25 protein-coding genes and 1 riboswitch are annotated in these 17,795 nt (G+C 34.3%); of the genes, 18 read left to right on the top strand and 7 right to left on the bottom strand.

Translation table 11 applies throughout. The annotated features are described in order from the left end of the window. Positions 1–37 precede the first annotated feature (37 nt). Both AC1DKZ_RS20770 and AC1DKZ_RS20765 read right to left on the bottom strand, forming a co-directional pair. The gene (locus tag AC1DKZ_RS20770; RefSeq protein WP_088040316.1) at positions 38–421 is read right to left on the bottom strand and encodes a hypothetical protein; all 384 of its coding nucleotides are present in this window, start codon (positions 419–421) and stop codon (positions 38–40) included. 73 nt (positions 422–494) lie between these two features. Then, positions 495–953: a helix-turn-helix transcriptional regulator gene (locus AC1DKZ_RS20765; protein WP_088040315.1), complete on the bottom strand. Its 459-nt coding sequence runs from the start codon at positions 951–953 to the stop codon at positions 495–497. A 216-nt stretch (positions 954–1,169) separates the two neighbouring features. On the opposite strand from AC1DKZ_RS20765, the gene AC1DKZ_RS20760 reads away from it, so the two are divergent. The 4 genes from AC1DKZ_RS20760 to AC1DKZ_RS20745 all read left to right on the top strand — a co-directional run bounded on the left by AC1DKZ_RS20760 (position 1,170) and on the right by AC1DKZ_RS20745 (position 3,004). Further along, positions 1,170–1,517: a YxeA family protein gene (locus AC1DKZ_RS20760; RefSeq protein ID WP_242310629.1), complete on the top strand. Its 348-nt coding sequence runs from the start codon at positions 1,170–1,172 to the stop codon at positions 1,515–1,517. A gap of 75 nt (positions 1,518–1,592) precedes the next feature. Then, complete coding sequence (locus AC1DKZ_RS20755; protein ID WP_088040313.1) at positions 1,593–1,772, top strand: hypothetical protein; 180 nt, start codon at positions 1,593–1,595, stop codon at positions 1,770–1,772. Positions 1,773–1,932: 160 nt separating this feature from the next. Continuing rightward, the gene (locus AC1DKZ_RS20750; RefSeq protein WP_377864066.1) at positions 1,933–2,187 is read left to right on the top strand and encodes a hypothetical protein; all 255 of its coding nucleotides are present in this window, start codon (positions 1,933–1,935) and stop codon (positions 2,185–2,187) included. Between the two features lie 52 nt (positions 2,188–2,239). Further along, positions 2,240–3,004 carry a hypothetical protein gene (locus AC1DKZ_RS20745; RefSeq protein ID WP_476996978.1) on the top strand — a complete coding sequence of 255 codons (765 nt, stop codon included), beginning with the start codon at positions 2,240–2,242 and terminating at the stop codon, positions 3,002–3,004. Positions 3,005–3,043: 39 nt separating this feature from the next. Here the strand turns inward: AC1DKZ_RS20745 and AC1DKZ_RS20740 are convergent, their stop codons facing one another. After that, positions 3,044–3,991 (bottom strand): Rpn family recombination-promoting nuclease/putative transposase, encoded by a 948-nt coding sequence (locus AC1DKZ_RS20740; protein WP_476996977.1) that lies wholly within the window; start codon positions 3,989–3,991, stop codon positions 3,044–3,046. 123 nt (positions 3,992–4,114) lie between these two features. On the opposite strand from AC1DKZ_RS20740, the gene AC1DKZ_RS20735 reads away from it, so the two are divergent. Together AC1DKZ_RS20735 and AC1DKZ_RS20730 are read left to right on the top strand one after the other, a co-directional pair. After that, positions 4,115–4,252, top strand: coding sequence for a DUF7003 family protein (locus AC1DKZ_RS20735; RefSeq protein ID WP_002167499.1), 138 nt, complete (start codon positions 4,115–4,117; stop codon positions 4,250–4,252). Positions 4,253–4,281: 29 nt separating this feature from the next. Beyond that, positions 4,282–4,788, top strand: coding sequence for a DUF2199 domain-containing protein (locus tag AC1DKZ_RS20730; RefSeq protein WP_476996976.1), 507 nt, complete (start codon positions 4,282–4,284; stop codon positions 4,786–4,788). A gap of 40 nt (positions 4,789–4,828) precedes the next feature. Here the strand turns inward: AC1DKZ_RS20730 and AC1DKZ_RS20725 are convergent, their stop codons facing one another. Together AC1DKZ_RS20725 and hpt are read right to left on the bottom strand one after the other, a co-directional pair. Further along, positions 4,829–5,731, bottom strand: coding sequence for a diacylglycerol/lipid kinase family protein (locus AC1DKZ_RS20725; protein WP_242248550.1), 903 nt, complete (start codon positions 5,729–5,731; stop codon positions 4,829–4,831). Between the two features lie 150 nt (positions 5,732–5,881). Beyond that, the gene (gene hpt / locus AC1DKZ_RS20720) at positions 5,882–6,409 is read right to left on the bottom strand and encodes a hypoxanthine phosphoribosyltransferase (RefSeq protein ID WP_000687586.1); all 528 of its coding nucleotides are present in this window, start codon (positions 6,407–6,409) and stop codon (positions 5,882–5,884) included. A gap of 161 nt (positions 6,410–6,570) precedes the next feature. Here hpt and AC1DKZ_RS20715 point away from each other — a divergent pair, with 161 nt between their 5' ends. The 6 genes from AC1DKZ_RS20715 (at position 6,571) to AC1DKZ_RS20690 (ending at position 11,285) form a co-directional block, all read left to right on the top strand. Further along, positions 6,571–6,786, top strand: a complete 216-nt coding sequence (locus AC1DKZ_RS20715) for a hypothetical protein (protein ID WP_000976189.1) — start codon at positions 6,571–6,573, stop codon at positions 6,784–6,786. A 184-nt stretch (positions 6,787–6,970) separates the two neighbouring features. Next, the gene (locus AC1DKZ_RS20710; protein ID WP_476996975.1) at positions 6,971–7,300 is read left to right on the top strand and encodes a hypothetical protein; all 330 of its coding nucleotides are present in this window, start codon (positions 6,971–6,973) and stop codon (positions 7,298–7,300) included. Positions 7,301–7,486: 186 nt separating this feature from the next. Continuing rightward, entirely contained in the window at positions 7,487–7,981 is a 495-nt protein-coding gene (locus tag AC1DKZ_RS20705; protein ID WP_476996974.1) for an LPXTG cell wall anchor domain-containing protein, read from the top strand. Positions 7,982–8,070: 89 nt separating this feature from the next. Beyond that, positions 8,071–8,691 carry a class D sortase gene (locus AC1DKZ_RS20700; protein WP_476996973.1) on the top strand — a complete coding sequence of 207 codons (621 nt, stop codon included), beginning with the start codon at positions 8,071–8,073 and terminating at the stop codon, positions 8,689–8,691. Between the two features lie 54 nt (positions 8,692–8,745). After that, positions 8,746–9,435, top strand: coding sequence for a response regulator transcription factor (locus AC1DKZ_RS20695; RefSeq protein ID WP_000041840.1), 690 nt, complete (start codon positions 8,746–8,748; stop codon positions 9,433–9,435). Next, on the top strand, positions 9,432–11,285 hold the full coding sequence (locus tag AC1DKZ_RS20690; RefSeq protein ID WP_476996972.1) for a sensor histidine kinase: 1,854 nt from the start codon (positions 9,432–9,434) through the stop codon (positions 11,283–11,285). The genes AC1DKZ_RS20695 and AC1DKZ_RS20690 overlap by 4 nt, the downstream gene beginning before the upstream one ends. Positions 11,286–11,493: 208 nt before the next feature. Here AC1DKZ_RS20690 and thiT read toward each other — a convergent pair whose 3' ends face one another. Further along, positions 11,494–12,153, bottom strand: coding sequence for an energy-coupled thiamine transporter ThiT (gene thiT / locus AC1DKZ_RS20685; RefSeq protein ID WP_044443876.1), 660 nt, complete (start codon positions 12,151–12,153; stop codon positions 11,494–11,496). A gap of 86 nt (positions 12,154–12,239) precedes the next feature. Next, a riboswitch (TPP riboswitch) is annotated at positions 12,240–12,341 on the bottom strand. A 194-nt stretch (positions 12,342–12,535) separates the two neighbouring features. On the opposite strand from thiT, the gene AC1DKZ_RS20680 reads away from it, so the two are divergent. Genes AC1DKZ_RS20680 through AC1DKZ_RS20670 form a run of 3 tightly spaced genes read left to right on the top strand, consistent with a single transcriptional unit; the run spans position 12,536 to position 14,932 of the window. Continuing rightward, positions 12,536–12,763, top strand: coding sequence for a FeoA family protein (locus AC1DKZ_RS20680; RefSeq protein WP_000060510.1), 228 nt, complete (start codon positions 12,536–12,538; stop codon positions 12,761–12,763). Further along, positions 12,760–14,748, top strand: a complete 1,989-nt coding sequence (feoB, locus tag AC1DKZ_RS20675; protein WP_476996971.1) for a ferrous iron transport protein B — start codon at positions 12,760–12,762, stop codon at positions 14,746–14,748. The genes AC1DKZ_RS20680 and feoB overlap by 4 nt, the downstream gene beginning before the upstream one ends. A 16-nt stretch (positions 14,749–14,764) precedes the next feature. After that, complete coding sequence (locus AC1DKZ_RS20670) at positions 14,765–14,932, top strand: FeoB-associated Cys-rich membrane protein (RefSeq protein WP_033708410.1); 168 nt, start codon at positions 14,765–14,767, stop codon at positions 14,930–14,932. 34 nt (positions 14,933–14,966) lie between these two features. On the opposite strand, the gene AC1DKZ_RS20665 is transcribed toward AC1DKZ_RS20670, so the two are convergent. After that, entirely contained in the window at positions 14,967–15,545 is a 579-nt protein-coding gene (locus tag AC1DKZ_RS20665) for a lipoprotein BA_5634 family protein (protein ID WP_431183123.1), read from the bottom strand. 412 nt (positions 15,546–15,957) lie between these two features. Between AC1DKZ_RS20665 and AC1DKZ_RS20660 the strand changes: the two genes are divergently transcribed. The 3 genes from AC1DKZ_RS20660 to AC1DKZ_RS20650 all read left to right on the top strand — a co-directional run bounded on the left by AC1DKZ_RS20660 (position 15,958) and on the right by AC1DKZ_RS20650 (position 17,786). Further along, on the top strand, positions 15,958–16,623 hold the full coding sequence (locus AC1DKZ_RS20660; protein WP_002015754.1) for a PspA/IM30 family protein: 666 nt from the start codon (positions 15,958–15,960) through the stop codon (positions 16,621–16,623). A gap of 230 nt (positions 16,624–16,853) precedes the next feature. Continuing rightward, positions 16,854–17,258 carry a DUF350 domain-containing protein gene (locus AC1DKZ_RS20655; RefSeq protein ID WP_002089172.1) on the top strand — a complete coding sequence of 135 codons (405 nt, stop codon included), beginning with the start codon at positions 16,854–16,856 and terminating at the stop codon, positions 17,256–17,258. Positions 17,259–17,279: 21 nt separating this feature from the next. Next, complete coding sequence (locus AC1DKZ_RS20650; protein ID WP_016092500.1) at positions 17,280–17,786, top strand: DUF4178 domain-containing protein; 507 nt, start codon at positions 17,280–17,282, stop codon at positions 17,784–17,786. Positions 17,787–17,795 lie beyond the last annotated feature (9 nt).

Raw genomic sequence — 17,795 nt, 5'->3', positions numbered from 1 at the left:
TAAAAGGGAGAGTTATTTTGTAAAATAACTCTCCCTTTTAATGTAATAGCTCCTTATTACTTACATTAGGTGTTGTTTGAAATACAGTTATATAAATTGTTAATATGATTGTATTGATCAGATTAGCTAGTATAGTCATAAAATCACTTGATGGAGTGATAAGAACAAAGATTGAAAGTGCGGCAGAAGCAAGTGGAATGAACTTTTGTATCGTAGTTAACTTTCCACCGTTATGAAGCTTCGAAGATTGAAAGAAGCAAAGTAAGAAAATAAAGGATGTAAATACTAATCCTAAATATCCCCATCCATCCTCAATATACCAAGGTAAAAAGCTCATTCTTGATGTGAAAATAAATAAATTGAATACTAAGGTGCTAATGATTAACGTATTTAAAATCGTGATATTTGTCTGTTTTTTCATTTGAATTATACTCCGAAATTTATTTTATCCCGTATTAAAGGGCAGTAAAATTCCCACTGATTAAAGGTTTACTTTATTGAGATGTTTTTGCCATTTCCATAAATCGCTGTTCAATTTCATCCAAATCGAATGAATGGCATATTCTGCGGTCTTCTTTATCTAAAATTCGATAATGTTGAGATAAAATATTTTGTTGTATTTGATAACCGTTTAATTCTTTTATTTGTCGCCACCACATTTTTCCGCCTAATGTCTTCGGGAAGTTTGTATTGTAGTGTGTAAAAGCGATTGTTTTTATAATTTCATTCACATCATCTCCGAATGTCATTTGGACTGTATCGCACTGTTCGAAGAGTGTTACGACACAAACTGCACCTGACCATGTTAGGGTGCGTCTTCCTTTTTCAATTTCCACTAATGTTTTCTTCGATAAACCAATAATTTCTGACATTTTATCTTGTGATAAATTATTTTCAACACGGATGAGTTTTAATTTTGAATTAACGAGTTCAATAAATTTTTGTTTATCCATAATACGGCTCCTTTTTTGTTATAGTGTAAAATTACACTGAAGGTGTAATTTTGTCAATTGTAGTGTGAAGAATTCTTTTTATGTTTCTTGAGCTTACTAATTAATATTTCACTTTTAGTTTAAGAAAATATTAAGAAATCAAACGAGTTTTTATTAAGGAATACGCTCTATACTTAGGAACATCTTAAAGAAAACATAATGAAAGGCGGAATATAGATGAAAAGATTTATTTTTGGATCACTACTTGTTATTGTGGCAGGAGCTATATATTTATTAAATGGGAGCGCTAAGCTAGATCAAATGAATCCCTTTCTTGATATAGAGGATTATTATGCAGTGATTGATAATGATGGCAAAGAGTTAGGTGGAAATAAAGGTCGTGAATATAAAGTGAAAGCTTATGATGAAAGTGGGAAGGAAAAAGAAGTTACAATTAACGGAGTAGATGAATTGCTAAAAGGTTCATACTGGCATGTGCTCACGAGTGGTAAGTTCTTACATGATAAAGTGCAAGTAACGATAGATAAAATTCCTGATGGGGCGAAGGCTAAGTTAGGACTGTAAGTATAAAACCGATTCTCAATGAGAGAATCAGTTTTGTTATTTTATGGTAAAATATAGAGGGGAGGAGTGAGAGTTGTGCTACTCATTGTTAGCCTTATATTAATTGGGATTATGTGTAGTATGAGAATAGTATCCTTACATATGATAGAGCGGCAAAAGATAGAAGAACGATATGTATATTGTCCAAAATGTGATTCGAAAATTAGAAGAGGAAATTCGGCTCCTTTTTGTTCGAAATGCAATGTAATATTTTAACTATATTAAATCCAAAATCACTTTGTATGGTTTTGGATTTTTTATGTTGAAAAATCACAGTGCGATTTCAGAAAAATGAAAGAGAAAATGATGTTCTCTTTTGTTTTTTTAGTTAAAATGAGGTGTGCATAACAAGGATATTTTAAATGGAGTGCTATATTTGGGAATTCTTATCATAGTAGGGTGCCTATTGATAGGCATCATTTTTATTGGTTTAAGTATGTATAGGTTTGTAAAAGAAATAAAAGAAAAAAATTCAAAAAAAGATAAATGGACAGTAGTGGCACAAAACATTCTAGAGCTATTTTGTGATCCGCTGCACGGAGCACCGTTCTATTTTTTAGTTGGTGCGCTCTTTTTTGTAGTGGGGCTTTTATTTCTCTATATGGGAATGGGCTGGGTTGAAACTGATTAGTTAGCGCTAGAGAATCAATTATATAGTCGTAGTATTAAGAAGGAGAGAGTAAATGCCAATTATAAGAGATATCCGATTAAGTTTTCTAAAAAGAAAAGAGCATATAAGTAGTTTAGAGACATTAAAATTAACATCCTCAAGCAACTATGATGAGGAGCTATCTTTTTTTAAAGAAACGAGCTGTATTACTTCTTTATACGAGCGACATATGTCAAAGTTAAGAACAGACTATGAAAAAGTTATTTTGATTTACTGTGTGGATGATATTTCATTATTAAATCAGTGGGAGAAGAAATATCGAATTTTTCCTGGATATATGAATGTGTTTGTAGAGTATGAGAGTGTAAAGGATTTTCCATATTTATCAGATAGAGAGAAAAAAGAATTAGCCCTTCAAATCGTTCATACTGAAATGAAGAGTTTAGCTGTGGAATGTGATTGGGATATAGAGATGTTAGAAAAAGCATACAATAAGGTACTGAATTTGGATTATAAAAATGAACTTGTATATATAAAGAAGAGTAGTCCAAATAAAAAATATGTATGTAGTATAATTTGGCAGCATGAAGTGGCTTATGCTGATATGTACTTAGAAATAAGGGAGTATAGAACGAGACGATTAATCAAAAAGGAAAAGCTTATTAGAGAAGAAGATATGTATAAAATGTTTAATCATATTAGTGACGTGGCTTGGAAGTTAAACCATAAAGTGATGTTGATGAACGACAAAGGGAAAACTATATGGATGTTAACCTTTTTAGAGAAAAACGAGCCAGATAATTTAGTTTGGAAGATTGAAAGAATTGAGGAAAGTTGATAAAAAAGAGCTTGAAACCATTCAAACTCTTTTTTATTACTATTTATGTCCTAAAATATGCTCAACCTCATGCACACTTAATTTACTTGCCTTAGCAATCGTTTCAAGTGGTATACCAAGATCATACATACTTTTAATCATTTGAATTTTTCCCTGCTGAATCCCTTCTTTTCGACCCTTTTCAATGCCTTTTTCAATCCCTTTTTTTATTCCTTGTTCCATTCCTCTTTTTATTCCTTCTGTCTCTGCGTGAGCGAATTTTGCTGCCTCATCCATTAAAACTTCCTCCCTTGCGTCATAGGCTTGTCGGAAAGAAGAATCTTGACTCATACGTTCCAAATTATTTATCGCTTTTTGTAAAATAGGATCTCGGTTCATAGCAATATCCTCCAATGTTTTAGTTAAGTGCTCATCCTCATTTGCTGAAAGTAATAAAAGCCAACGAACAAATGGATCTTTCCACGGATTTACTTTTTCTTCATGCCATTGTTCTGTTAACTTTGGGATTTCTACAATGTGAATTTCTATGTCATGACTTAGGAGTTTCTGTTGTTGTGTATTCCATAATATACTCGTTGAATGGAAGGCGTTTTGTTCTGAAAACATTATGAAGTTTAATAAATTTATGGTGATGGTTTTATGCAGTGAGCTATATGGCATGCCCTTTTGTAATTGGGATGTGTATAATTTTCCCCAATAATATAAACTACGTTTTATCATATCGTGATTATTATTGAGCTGTATTTCTACATTTACTTTTGTTCCTGTGTTTAATATCGCTGAAATGTCTAAAATAGATAACTTATCCTCTTCATATTCCCGATGCAAATGTGGATCTTCTAGTTGTAGAGAAGCAATGGGCGACTCTAAAGACTCTTGTAACATAGCGTTTAAAAATGCAATTAGGATATCTTCACTACCATTCGTACCAAACAATTGTTTAAATGCAAAATCAATGCGTAAATTAACTAACTGTTGGTTGAACACAGCGTTTTCTCTCCCTTGTATCAGGTTGTTTCTTTCTTTCATTGTACCTAAAAAGAACTAGGCCATGCAAACAGGCCCTTCTGCTATTTTGTTAGTAGTATTATTAGAAAATGAAAGGCAAGTATGTCTATGTTATACTCTAGTGAAATTGAATTTTTTCAATCAGTAGCTGCTACAATAGAGAAGAAAGATCCAAGTGTTATTGTGAATAAGGATTCTAATACACATTGGAAAAATTGGATGGATTTTGAGTGTGAATGAAATTTAAAGGATAGGAGAACTCATAATAGATGAAAAGAAGAAAGTCCGGAGAAAAGATACAAATGAACCAATTTACATTCCCTTTATGTTACGGAAGTGAAGCACCATCTTATTACTATGAGGTAGCGGCTCATGAAAGAGAGGGACGCTTCCATTTAACATCAGATCTTTGTGTAATGGACGATGAACATTATTTTATTAGAGGCTGTTTAGAGATTCCTATAATTGATTACCACGAAAATTTCATCTGGACTGTGTGGGTATCACTTAGTAAAGAAAGTTATGATAAAGTACTAGAAGAGTGGGATGAGAGAGGACGAGAGAATAGTGATCCTCATTTTGGCTGGTTATCTGTAGAAATACCAGTTTATCCAGAAACACTAAATTTAAAGACAAATGTACATATAAGAGAAGTTGGAATGGCACCGTATGTTGAAGTAGAGCCAACCAATCACCCTTTAGCGATAGAACAAAGAAATGGAATTACTTTAGAGAGAGTTAAAGAAATACAAGAAATTATACAACGACATAATTAGATTAGAAGAAAAAAACGAGTGATATCACTCGTTTTTTTCATTACACAACATTAGGATTATAAATCATCGTAAAGTGCGCTTGTAACAACTCAATATGACACGGTGTATGTAGAGAGCTTTCACCATCTGTATCTACTTCTTTTTCTTCTTCTGTTTCAATATGAATGGATTTAGCTTTGACGTGGAAGATGTCATTTTTATTTGAGTCTTCAAATAGTTTCTTTCCGATATAATCTTTAAACGCTTGAATGCCTGTTGATTTGACTACGAAAATATCAAGTGTTCCGTCATCACATTTTACGTTCGGAATAAAGGATGGGATACCCCCGAGATATTCACCGTTTCCAACCATAACAAGGACAGCTTCATCTTCATACACTTGTCCGTCGTAAGTAATTTTTACTGGGAATGGTTCAGCATTTTTTACAGTTCGAATGGTGCTTAAATAGTAACCAATTTTACCAAGCTTTGCTTTCTCTTCTGCATCAATATTGTTTGATACTTCAGATACGAGTCCAATGCCCCAGAAGTTTAAGAAGTGTTGTCCGTTTGCTTTTGCGACATCAATGGGTTTTACATGTTCTTTTGTAATGAGTTTCGCTGCTTCTGCAATATTTTGCGGAACACCAAGTGTGCGAGAGAAGTCGTTGCAAGTTCCGCCTGGAATGATTGCAAGTGTAGGTCTAGTTTCAAGAGGGGCTAAGCCGTTTGTGCATTCAAATACAGTTCCATCACCACCAAAGACGATAATTAAATCTACTTTACTAGCAAACTCTTGGCAATATTTTGTTGCATCACCTTGTTTTTTCGTATGAAGGATATGTAGGTCAGGAAAAGCTGTGGCAAGTGGTGGTACGATTTTTGTTAAGTTCGTATGTAAATCGCCTTGTCCTGCTTTCGGATTTACGATGAGGAGTACTTTTTCAAATTTTGTTTTTGTCATTCTTCATCTCTCCCTTTGTTTTTATAAATTACGGTAGAAATAAAACTTCCACCAATAATGCATGGAAGCTTATTTGATCCCGCTATTTGCGGGCCAATAATCATTGGGAATGGACAAAAATCCCAATGATTAAGGTTTCACTTTATTATATTATTCCGTTACAACTGAAGCGATAAATGGTAAGTTACGATATTTTTCTGCGCAGTCGATACCGTAGCCAACGATAAATTCGTCTGGAATTTGGAAGCCAACATACTCAGCTTTTAAGTCCACTTTACGGCGTTCAGGTTTATCAAGTAACGTACAGAATTTCAATGCTTTTGGTTTATGCATGAAGAAGTGATCTTTTAAGAAGTGAAGTGTTAAACCAGAATCGATAATGTCTTCTACGACAATTACGTTTTTTCCAGTAATGTTTACATCGATATCTTTTAATAGTTTTACTTTTCCAGTTGTTTCTGTTTGATTTCCGTAGCTAGATGCAGAGATAAAGTCGATAGTTACTTCGTTTTTAATATGACGAATTAAATCAGCAGCGAATACGAAAGATCCTTTTAATACAGCGATTACAACGATTTCTTCTCCTTCAAAATCACGTTCGATTTGAAGCGCTAGTTCTTTTACTTTTTCTTGTAATTGTTCTTCAGAAATTAAAGTGTCTTTTATTTCAATTTTCATTTGAATCCTCCTACAGTGTAAAACTTGTGAACATTTCGACTGTAAAGGATAGAAAGAAAAAAGTCAAAGAAGATATAAGTTTTTTACAGAAATCCCCACAAAATAGTCAGATGATATGATATACTGATAACATTAAGAAAACGCTTCCAAAAAGGGTGGTTATGATGAAAAAGAAACAGTATACAAGTGTAACATTTATAAAAGCATTGCTTTTAACAATTGTTCTTGGTATGTTGGCTTACATAATTGATGTACCTGCAATTCGCATTTCACTAATTGGAATGACTTTAGTATTAGGCGCAATTTCCCACGGTATGATGTCGCAGCTGCAAGAGGCTGGACTTGATGATATGAAAGATTCTATAGATAAGAAATGAGAAACCTTCACGTATATAGAGTGAAGGTTTTTCATTTCTTACAAAAATGTAAGGTGATTTGTAAGACAAATCGATAGTTGCATAGTAGTGTTTTGGATAAACTATAAGTGTAAGGTAAAAGGCAAGCATATTTTAGGTAAATTAAGTTTTAGGCACTCTATATGTGAAAAAGGAGTAGGAGGGCATGGAGAAACATTGGACGACCTTTTCTTTTTTAGCAACTAGTAACACCGTAATGCTAGCTGGAGAAATGGATTTTTTGCATACGTTTGATCGAGAAGACGATCATTCTTCTAAATTTACAATGAAATGGAGTAAGTGGAGCGATAGTTGTAAATTGGAAGAAGAGGCCCCTAACGAAAGGCAAAAAATTATTTTAACAAATCCTATTAAAGCATGGGTCGTTCAATGTCGTAAGTGTAACGTCAAAAATCACTTCAAGAAAACTGAGCCGAGACAATTAGTTATCACTCCGGCCCTTTCTACTTCTCAATCACGCGAAAGTAACAAATAAATATCGAGACACACACCCGAAAAAACATCGTATATATTACGGTGTTTTTTTATTTTTCTAAAATGAAATCTTTAACAGAATTCCATTTCATCTGCATCTTATATTTACATCTCTTGTTTATTCTAATAATACATCCGGTGCGACGTGATGTGTTACTAGAATAAAGTATAAAAGGAGAGAAATAAAATGAAAAAAAAACTATTACCAATTTGTGCGATGGCACTTTTAACAGTAGGATATTCTTCAGTAGCGAGTGCGGATACTGGAACATTAACAAAGGAAGAAGCGGCGCAAGTGCAGCAAGATGCAGCTAAAAAAGAAGAAGCAATTAAGGTACAGCAAAAAAATGATGTAGAGAAAAAGCAAGCGGCACAAGTACAAGAAAAAAGTGATATGGCTAAAAAAGAGGAAGCAATAAAAGCAGGGCAAAAGAATGATACAGCGAAAAAAGAAGTAACACCACAAGTTCAAGAAAAGGAAGCTCTTGCAAAAAAAGAAGAAGCAATTAAGGCCGGGCAAAAGAATGATGCAGCGAAAAAGGAAGTAGCAAAGCCAGCTGTACAAGGTGAAAAATTACCAAACACAGCATCAAATAATGTAGCAATGATGGCACTAAGCGCATGTCTTGTAGGGATAGGGACATTATTTGGTTTGAATCGTCGTAATAAAGTTAAGGCATAAATAAAATATTTTTCTATAAAGAATGGGATAATTTCATATATTAAAAATGGTAGGTTATTCCTACCATTTTTTGCATGGAGGGATTCACAGTGACAGTTCTAAATCGTATTGGATTTACGTTAATGATAGTAGGCTTCTTAATGGGAGTCTATTACGCTTTTGAATGGTATAAAGGAAAAAGTTCTGCACAAGATTTAACGACAGAAGAAATTAAAAATTTTGAACAACAAACATCCAAGCAGCATTCTAGCGAAGTACCAGTAAATGTACAAGTACCTTCTTCTCAAATACAACATAAAGAAGGAGAAAAGATAGCTATGTTAAATATACCGAAAATAAAGAAGAAGTTTTCTATATATTGGGGAGCAAATGATGCAACATTGAAAAAAGGAGTCGGTATGTTTGTTAGTGATTTAACGACAACACCATCTGGAGGGGGACATACTGTACTGAGTGGGCATCGAGATACTGTATTTACAGATTTAGGAGAGTTAAAAGAAAAGGATAACCTTATTTTGGAGTATGATAATAAAATTTACACATACGAAATTCAAAAGACATGGATTACACATGCGGATGATCGCACTGTTATTGTAAAAAAAGAAGAGCCGACATTAACACTGACGACTTGCTATCCATTTGATTATATAGGGGATGCACCGGATCGATATATTATCGAGGCAAAGTTAATTACGAGCAATTCAACATAAAATTATCAAGTACAAAATGCTAGCTACTTAAAATGAGAGGGGGAGACATAGATTATGTCAAAAAACATTTTAATTGTTGAAGATGAAGATATTTTACGCGAAATATTAAAGGATTACTTTTTGAGTGAACAATATAAAGTGCTTGAAGCGAGAGATGGAAAAGAAGCTTTAGTCTTATTTGAAGAAGAAGAGGTCGATTTAGTTATACTTGATATTATGTTACCAGAACTAGATGGATGGTCTGTTTGCCGAAGGATCCGTAAGACGTCCGGGGTCCCAATTATTATGCTGACGGCACGTGTAGATGAAGATGATACGTTACTTGGATTTGAGCTTGGGGCAGATGATTATGTTGCGAAACCATATAGTCCGCCTATTTTATTAGCGAGAGCGAAACGATTATTAGAAAGTAGACAAGCATCAAAGAAACCTTTAGAAAATGAAGATGATACGTTATCAATTCATGGCATTCACGTCCATTTTCCGTCACGTACTGTTACTGTTGATGAGGCAGACATTACTTTAACACATACAGAATTTGAAATATTAGCTTATTTCATGAAAAATCAAGGGATTGTTTTAACGAGAGAACAGTTAATTTCAAGAATTTGGGGGTACGAATTTGCTGGCGATGATCGAACGGTTAATAGTCATATTCGTAATTTGCGAAATAAATTAGGAGAGAAAGCAAAGTACATTACAACTGTAGTGCGAACCGGTTATAAATTCGAGGGGAACATATGAGAAAAGGGATTGTACTTAAATTATTTACCCTTACAACAGCTCTATGTATGTTGATTTTAGCGACGATATTTATTGGTCAAACGATATTTTTTAAACAATATTATGCGAACCGAAAAGTAGAAGATATTAAAGTGAATTTAAATTCCTTTGAGAAGAATTATTTGAATTATGTAGGAAATGCAGAAGGAATTCAGAAGCTGGAGCAAGATTTTTTAAGAGAAAATAATACGTGGATTACGATATTAGATCAGAATGGGAATTTAAAACATGTGGATGATTTTTATTTTGAAGTAACGATAGACCGTAGGCAACAAAAGAGCTTTGGACAACAAATATTCAAGATTCCCTTAGGTAATCTCGTCAATATAGAGGAGATTGATAATAAATTATCAGAGAAGTTTTTAGGACAAGAAATTTATTTTTCTGGAGTGAGAAAAGAAGAAAGTTTTATTCCATTCTCTTTCTCGTTAGGTAAGCAAAATTTAAGTGGATCTAATAAACCGTTAGAAAAAGCGTTTCAGGAGAAAATGATTAAATCAGATGAGGAAAAAAAGAAAGCTGATCAAGAGTCAATTGTTAAGGAAAAGAAGCCAGTCGTTCAGGAACAAGCTACTCAGGAATTAGGTGCTTACATAGGAGGACGTGTTACGAAAGTACAGTTCCCCGATGTAAAAGGTCCTGTGAATCCAATTTATAAAAATAGTTTATTCTTAGATAGAATAAAGGAATTTCAAACTGATTTATTATTAAAAGAGAGTAATCATATACAGTATTCAACACAAATAACGGACTATGAAAAGAATGATATAAAATATAAATTATTAATTAAACCAAAAAAAGAAAAAGACGGATCGGTAACATATATATATGCGATGGCTTCTTTGCAACCTGTCGATGAGGCTGTACAAATGGTGCAAGATTATTACATCTATATTGTTGCATTTGTAGTCGTTCTAATTTTTCTAGCTTCGTTTTATTACTCAAAACAAATTGCAAAACCGCTACTAAAAATAAATGATACAACGAAGAAAATAGCTCATTTGGATTTCACAGAAAAAATTCCGATTACTTCAAAAGATGAAATTGGTGATTTATCGCAAAATATTAATACATTATCTAATAAACTACATTCACATATTGGACAGTTAGAACAAGATATTGAAAAAGAAAGAAAGTTAGAAAACACAAGGAAAGAATTTATTGCGGGTGTATCGCATGAACTAAAAACGCCACTGAGTATTATGAAAAGCTGTATTTCCATTTTAAAAGATGGGGTAGCTGAACATAAAAAAGACTACTATTTTCAGGCGATGGAAAAAGAAGTAGACAAGATGGATATACTAATTTTGGATATGCTTGAATTAGCTAAATTTGAGTCTGGCACATACAACATGAAGATGGATTCTTTCTATATCGATGGAGTGATTGAAGAAATATGTGAACAGCTTTCATCGGAGATAGAGAAAAAAGAACTGGGTGTGCACAAGCATATATGTCCAGCTGAAGTGGTTGGGAATCAAAATAGAATTGAACAAGTAATTGTGAATTTTATTACGAATGCAATACGTTATACACCAGAAAAAGAAGATATTATTATTTCCACAATAGACGGGAAGGATCATATAAAAGTATGTATTGAAAATAAAGGTGCTCACATTGAAGAAGAACAATTAGATAAAATTTGGGATCGTTTTTATCGCGTGGATGCGGCAAGGAAACGTTCACAAGGTGGAACAGGGCTTGGTCTTGCAATTTCAAAGAATATTTTAGAATTGCACGATGCTGAATATGGGGTGAAGAATACCGAAGATGGTGTGTTATTTTACTTCTATTTACCGAAAAAAGCGTAGACAATACTATCTACGCTTTTTTAATTTATTTTCATATTATCTTTACCTAATCTTTATTTTGGAGCAGTATAATTTGAATAGAAAATGAGGTTATGTAAGGAGTCGATGAACCGTGCATAGCAATTGGCTAAGTATAATGGTATTTATTTTCTTTTGTGCATTTATTGTATTTTTAATTGATATTACGATGTGAAAAAAGAGCGCTAAGTTAAGCGCCCTTTTTTTGTGTATTCATTTGATAAGCACCGATGCTTTTGAATAAGCGTGGTGAAGTTGTAAATAAAAGAATTAGTAATACAGTACATAGTATGAAAGAACCGATCATGGTACTGCCGTTTACAATTAATGAATATAGCACAGCTGATTGTCCTTTAGGTGCATATTGACCAAAGAAAATAATACCAGCAATAAAGTGACAGAAATAGCGTGCAAAGCTGCCGACAAATGTGGCAAGGATAATGTAAACGAGTGCTTTTTTTCCTTTGTTTTGTTTTGGTTTATCTTTGCGACTACCAAAACTTGAATGCTCTGCATTACTGTTGTCTGAGGCAAGTGCTTTTTGAATTGGACGATAGAATAAACCAGCAAAGCCGATAAAGGCAAAGGCAATGAAGTACTCAATGAATGCTTGAACTGGTGTTAGAATGTAAGCATCGCCTACGACAATTTGTAAAAGCCCCCAAATTAAGCCTCCTAAGAAAGCCCTTTTGAAGCCCCAGCGGTATGCGATAATAAAAATAGGAATCATAGCAAATGAGATGGAACCGCCTGTTGGAAGTTTAATTGATAATGGTAGAATGTCGATAATCAAGGCGAAGGCTGCAAGAATAGCAGATTCGATCATCGCTTGTAAATTGGTGTTACGCATGTTGTCTCCCCCTAAATCCAAGTTGCACAAAAAAGAACATTATCATAGGAGGATACGAAATACGTAAATAAAAAAAGAGGTGTGTATTTCGGACGTTTGCACAATTCCTGCGTTAGCATTAACTAACAGGTTCAAAGGGTCGGAACGAATTGTTCCCTCTCAGCGGTAAGGCTCCCCCTGTGATAACGAGATTCTTTATTTGTTATTATTTATTGTAAGTGAAATGGATGAGAATGGCAAATATACTTTGTATGACAATTATTGAAATATAATTGTATTGAAATGTTAATAAATATGAAGCAAAAAGATATAGTCCAAGTGAAATAGAGTATGATATAATTTTTTTGAAAATAATTATCATTCTCTTCTGAGGGGGAAGGTTATGAGCTTAGTAGATATTAAAATTGGTGAGAAAGTGTTAGTAAAAAGTATTCAGTCGTTAGATCAGTTATTAAAGCGTAGATTAGCTGCTTTCGGTCTTGCGGAAGGAAGCGAACTTCGCATAAAACAGAAAGCAATGTTTAAAGGTCCTTGTACATTGGAGTGTCGTGGGCAGTTAATTAGTATTCGTCATTGTGACGCGAAAATGATAAAGGTGGAATTAGCGTGAATAAGGTTGCTTTGCTAGGGAATCCGARTACAGGGAAAACATCATTATTTAATGCACTTACTGGTTCTTATGAATATGTAGGAAACTGGAGCGGTGTAACAGTAGAAAAGAAGGTTGGTAAATTAAAAGATAAGCAAGGAACATTAATTGATTTACCAGGCGTTTATGATTTGAATCCAGTTTCACGTGATGAAGGTGTCGTTACGAATTTTCTACTAACAGATGAATTTCATCATATGTTAAATATAGTGGATTCTTCTCAATTTGAGCGAAATATGCATTTAACATTGCAATTACTTGAATTTGGTAAGCCCGTTTCAATTGGTTTAAATATGATTGATGTGGCAAAGCAAAGAGGAATTGTTATTAATGTAAAACGGCTATCAGAAATATTAGGTGTAACAGTCGTTCCTGTCATCGCAAGAACCGGAAAAGGCTGTGAAGAATTACTTACTACTCTTCATGAAGAGAAACAAAAAGAGAAAAAGCCATTCATTATTTCATATGGTGTACAAATGGATGAAGGGATTGGAGAGGTAATCGCTCTTTTAGAGACAGCGAATTATGAGCATCCGAGATGGTTAGCCCTTCAATTTTTAAGCAATAACGAAGTAGTAGAAAAAGAAATGAAAGCATTACCAATTTATAAGGAACTTATAGCCATTCGATCTCGTTTAGATGGAAAACTTGATTGTACGTTGGAAGAGCACATTTACAAGACTCGTGAAGCGTATATTGAAAAGTTAAAAACAAATGTTATGCAACATGAGAAAGAAGGGACAATTCCTTTTTCAGAAAAAATTGATAGGTTAATTACACATAAAATTTTAGGACTTCCAATCTTTTTAGCAGTTATGTTTTTTATTTTTCAGGTTACGTTTACGTGGATTGGTACACCTTTATCTGATATGCTTGATGGATTTTTTGGCGGACAACTTACTGATTGGGTTACAGCTGGGCTCACAAGTGTTGGGGCTTCTGACTTTATTCAAGCACTCGTTACAGAAGGTATTATTGCTGGCGTTGGTGCGGTATTAGTATTCGTTCCACAAATCTTTGCACTATTCTTCTTCATTTCATTATTAGAAGACTCAGGATATATGGCACGAATTGCAGTTGTTATGGATAGAATTATGGAGTTTTTCGGTTTAAACGGAAAAGCATTTATTCCGATGATTATCGGCTTTGGATGTAACGTTCCAGGTATTATGGCAGCGAGAACGATTGAACAAGAAAAAGAAAGGTTACTTACAGTTCTTGTAACACCGTTTATGTCTTGTTCGGCACGTTTACCTGTATATGCACTATTTGCGGGAGTTTTCTTCCCTCATAGTCAGGCGACTGTTGTGTTCTCTTTATATATCGCAGGGATTGTTCTTGCATTACTCGTTACAAAGATTATGTCTCTTACTATTTTAAAAACAGAAAAATCTATTTTTGTAATTGAACTACCACCTTACCGTGTGCCGCAAGCGAAAACGTTATGGCTCAGCACGTGGGAGAAAGGTAAAGGATTTGTTCGTAAAGCGGGTACATTCATCTTCGGTGGTTCTGTTGTCATTTGGTTATTAAACTATGCAGGTCCATCAGGATTTGGTGTTGATATGGGAGACAGTTTCTTAGCGATGATTGGTGGATTTATCGCACCACTTTTTGCACCGCTCGGTTTTGGAACGTGGCAAGCTGCGGCATCCCTTTTAACAGGATTTTTAGCGAAAGAAGTTGTCGTTTCTACGATGGCAATTATTTATGCAGTTAAAGAAGATGTGCTAGGAAATGTAATGGGGGCACATTATACGGCGCTATCAGCCTATGCATTTATGTTCTTTATTTTATTATATGTTCCGTGCTTAGCGACAGTAGCTGTTATTAAACGTGAAACTGGATCGATGAAATGGACAGTTTTCTCTGTCGTTTATCCGCTCGTTATTGCTTATGTATTAACGCTCATTATATACCAAGTTGGGTCCTTACTCGGATTCTAGAAGGAGATGTATCGCGGTGATGGTCAATATTATAATTGGAGCTATCATTTTTGGTTATGCAGCATATACGTTAGTTAATTTTGTAAAGAGAAGTAAAAAAGGCAAATGCGCAGCATGCTCTTTAAGTAAGTCATGTCAATCGCAAACTTGTAGTCCAGATATGGAGCAAATTGCTCAGAAATAGAAAAAGCTTTGCGAAATTCGCAAAGCTTTTTTGTTTACTTTTTAATTTTTACAAGTTGTGATGCTTCTACTCCATTTGCTCCAGGTAATTCTTTGCTAGGGTCTTTATCAAATTTTAGAATACCTACAGATTTTTCTTCACCTTTTACATTTCCATATGCTGCGTCATCAACGATGGCAAACATATCTCCATAAGAACGGCCGTCACCGATAATTGTGTTACCTTCATATTTTAATTTCGCTCCATCAAGTGTAGCATTTTCAACTTTCTCTTTTGCAAATAATACACCTTGTTCTGCTGTTACAGCTGGTAATTTATCAATTGCTTTTGTGTCATCATTTTTATCGACTTTTTTAAGTAGTTCTTTCTTAACGAGTGCCTCGCCAGTTTTCTTATCCATTACAAGAACTTTTTTATCTTCAATTGTTGTAAGTTTCATTTTATACATATCTTTTTCTTTTACTTCTTTTTTGTTTGTATCCGCAATTTGCTGAACTTGATCTTCTGTTCCGTATAATACTAAGCCGTTCGCCTTTTCTCCTAATAAAGAACAACCTGATAATGCTCCGAATGAAATTGCTGCTGCTAACCCGATTCCTACTAATTTTTTCATGATGATTTCTCCTTTTTATATGTTTTATAGTAAATACAGTTTTTGTATTAGTCCTTACAGTATGAGAAGCTTTTTTGCTATTCCGTTGCTTCTGGTATAAGTGTATAAGAAATATTGAAACGTAACTATCGAGTTAGCTTACAGTAACATTACAATTATGTAATTTAGTGAAAGTACATAAAAATAAGTTAACTTTGAGAACAGAAATAATAAGAATATAGTAGGAATACAATATTATATCTGGAATGTCATATTATATTGGCTGTATTTTGGAAATAACATGTAAGGACATCTTAGTTTTGTTATAATAAACACATAGGTTGTAAAAATGAATATTCTTACTGAAAAGGGAGATTTTTAATTTTCCAAGTAGTGAATTTGAAATATGAGGTATATCATAGGAGGAATTTGGATGTCTGTATTTAAACGATTAAGAGATTTAACAATGTCGAATGTGTATTCATTAATTGAAAAAGCTGAAGATCCAGTTAAGATGACGGATCAATATTTACGCGATATGCAAGCGGATGTACAAGAAGCTGAGAAAAGTGTAGCAGCTCAAATCGCACTTGAGAAGAAATTCAAAATATTATTTGAAGAGCAAGAAGCACTTGTGAAAAAACGTGAAGAGCAAGCTCATATGGCTGTTCAAGCTAGCAACTTAGATCTTGCGCGCCGTGCTTTAGAAGAAAAACAAAATGCAGAGCAAAAGATGAATGAGTATAAAGCGAGCTATGAGCAAAACAAAGCAGCTGCTGATAACCTTCGTCTTAAGCTAGAAGAAATGCGTAAGCAATTAACAGAGCTGAAAAATAAACGTGAAACACTTGTTGCACGTGTAAATGCAGCGAAAGCACAAAAGAATATTAATCAGGCGATGTCTGGATTTGATTCAAATTCAGCAAAAGCTGGTTTAAGCCGTATGGAAGAGAAAGCACTTCAATTAGAGGCTGAAGCAGAAGCAAGCGGTGAAATTTACAAGAAAGAAAAGTCGTTAGATGATGAATTCGCAAGCTTAAACAAAAATTCTGTTGTTGACGATGAATTAGCTCGTATTATGAAGCAGTATGAGAAATAATATAGAATAGACAAAGAAACCGACATGTCTGAAGAGAATTCATGTCGGTTTTCTATTACCCCGCTATTTGCGGGCAAAGACTCCCACCTCAACATTTTGTGAAAGCAGAGAGGTTGGTGGGAGATCGACTGCCCGTAAATGCCCGATTGGTGAAGGCTAATAATCAGTAGGGGATGGAAAACTCCCTACTGATTAAAGTTTCACTTTACTTTTTTAGAGGAGGTTTTGTAATGACGTGGATGAATGTTTTAGCTATGCTTGTATGGACTGGAGCGAGTGCGGTACTTTTATTTGCAATTATGTGGGTTGATTCGATTTTTACAAAATACAATGATTTAAAAGAGATGAAAAATGGAAATACAGCAGTGACAACGCGTTTCGTTATGAAATTATTCGCTCAAGGATACATTTTGTCACAATCGATTACGAAAGCGAATGACTTATGGCAAGCGCTTCTTGCCTCAGCAGTTTCATTCGTTATTTTATTAATTGTAGAAATGTTCATTGAGTTTGTGTTAAAGAAAATGTCTGGTTTAGATTTAGAAGAAGGAACGAAAGAAGGCAGCGTAGCACATGCGTTGTTAGCTGGTTCATTACATATCGTTGGTGCACTTATTTTAGGTGCTTGTTTATAAAGAGAAAAGGAGGGGTAGATTGTGAGCTTATTTAAACGTATTAAAAATATAATGAAAAGCCCAGAGCCGCCGAAGCCAGAAAAGAGTCTTTTAACGTTGGCTCCTGGCGATATGATTGAAGTCTCGTTAGTCATGTACGAATTAACTGGGAAAACGAGCATGCATTCTCGCAAAGAGATTGTTTTAACTTTGCAGGACGGGAAAGATATTCGTTATTTGAAAATTGAAGACCGTGAAAATACGTATTACAAATTGTATACACCGATTGATGGTCGTTTAGATTCAATCGATGAAATTCCGACGACGATTGAAATGGATGATATAGAGTATCATATGGAAGAACAATATAATGGACGTGTTGTTGTTATGGGGAAAACACCATTCGCTGCTTCAGAAGAACAGTACGTATGGGAATTCCAATCTGATAACCGCAAATTATTACGTGTTGAATGGCAAAATGGTCGCACAATGATGTATGAGGGAGAAGTAATTATTCCTGCTGATGTACAAATCATAAGAGCAACATAAGGGGGGCGT

Source organism: Bacillus sp. 05T21, assembly GCF_056396785.1.
This window is presented reverse-complemented; position numbering and strand designations above follow the sequence as displayed.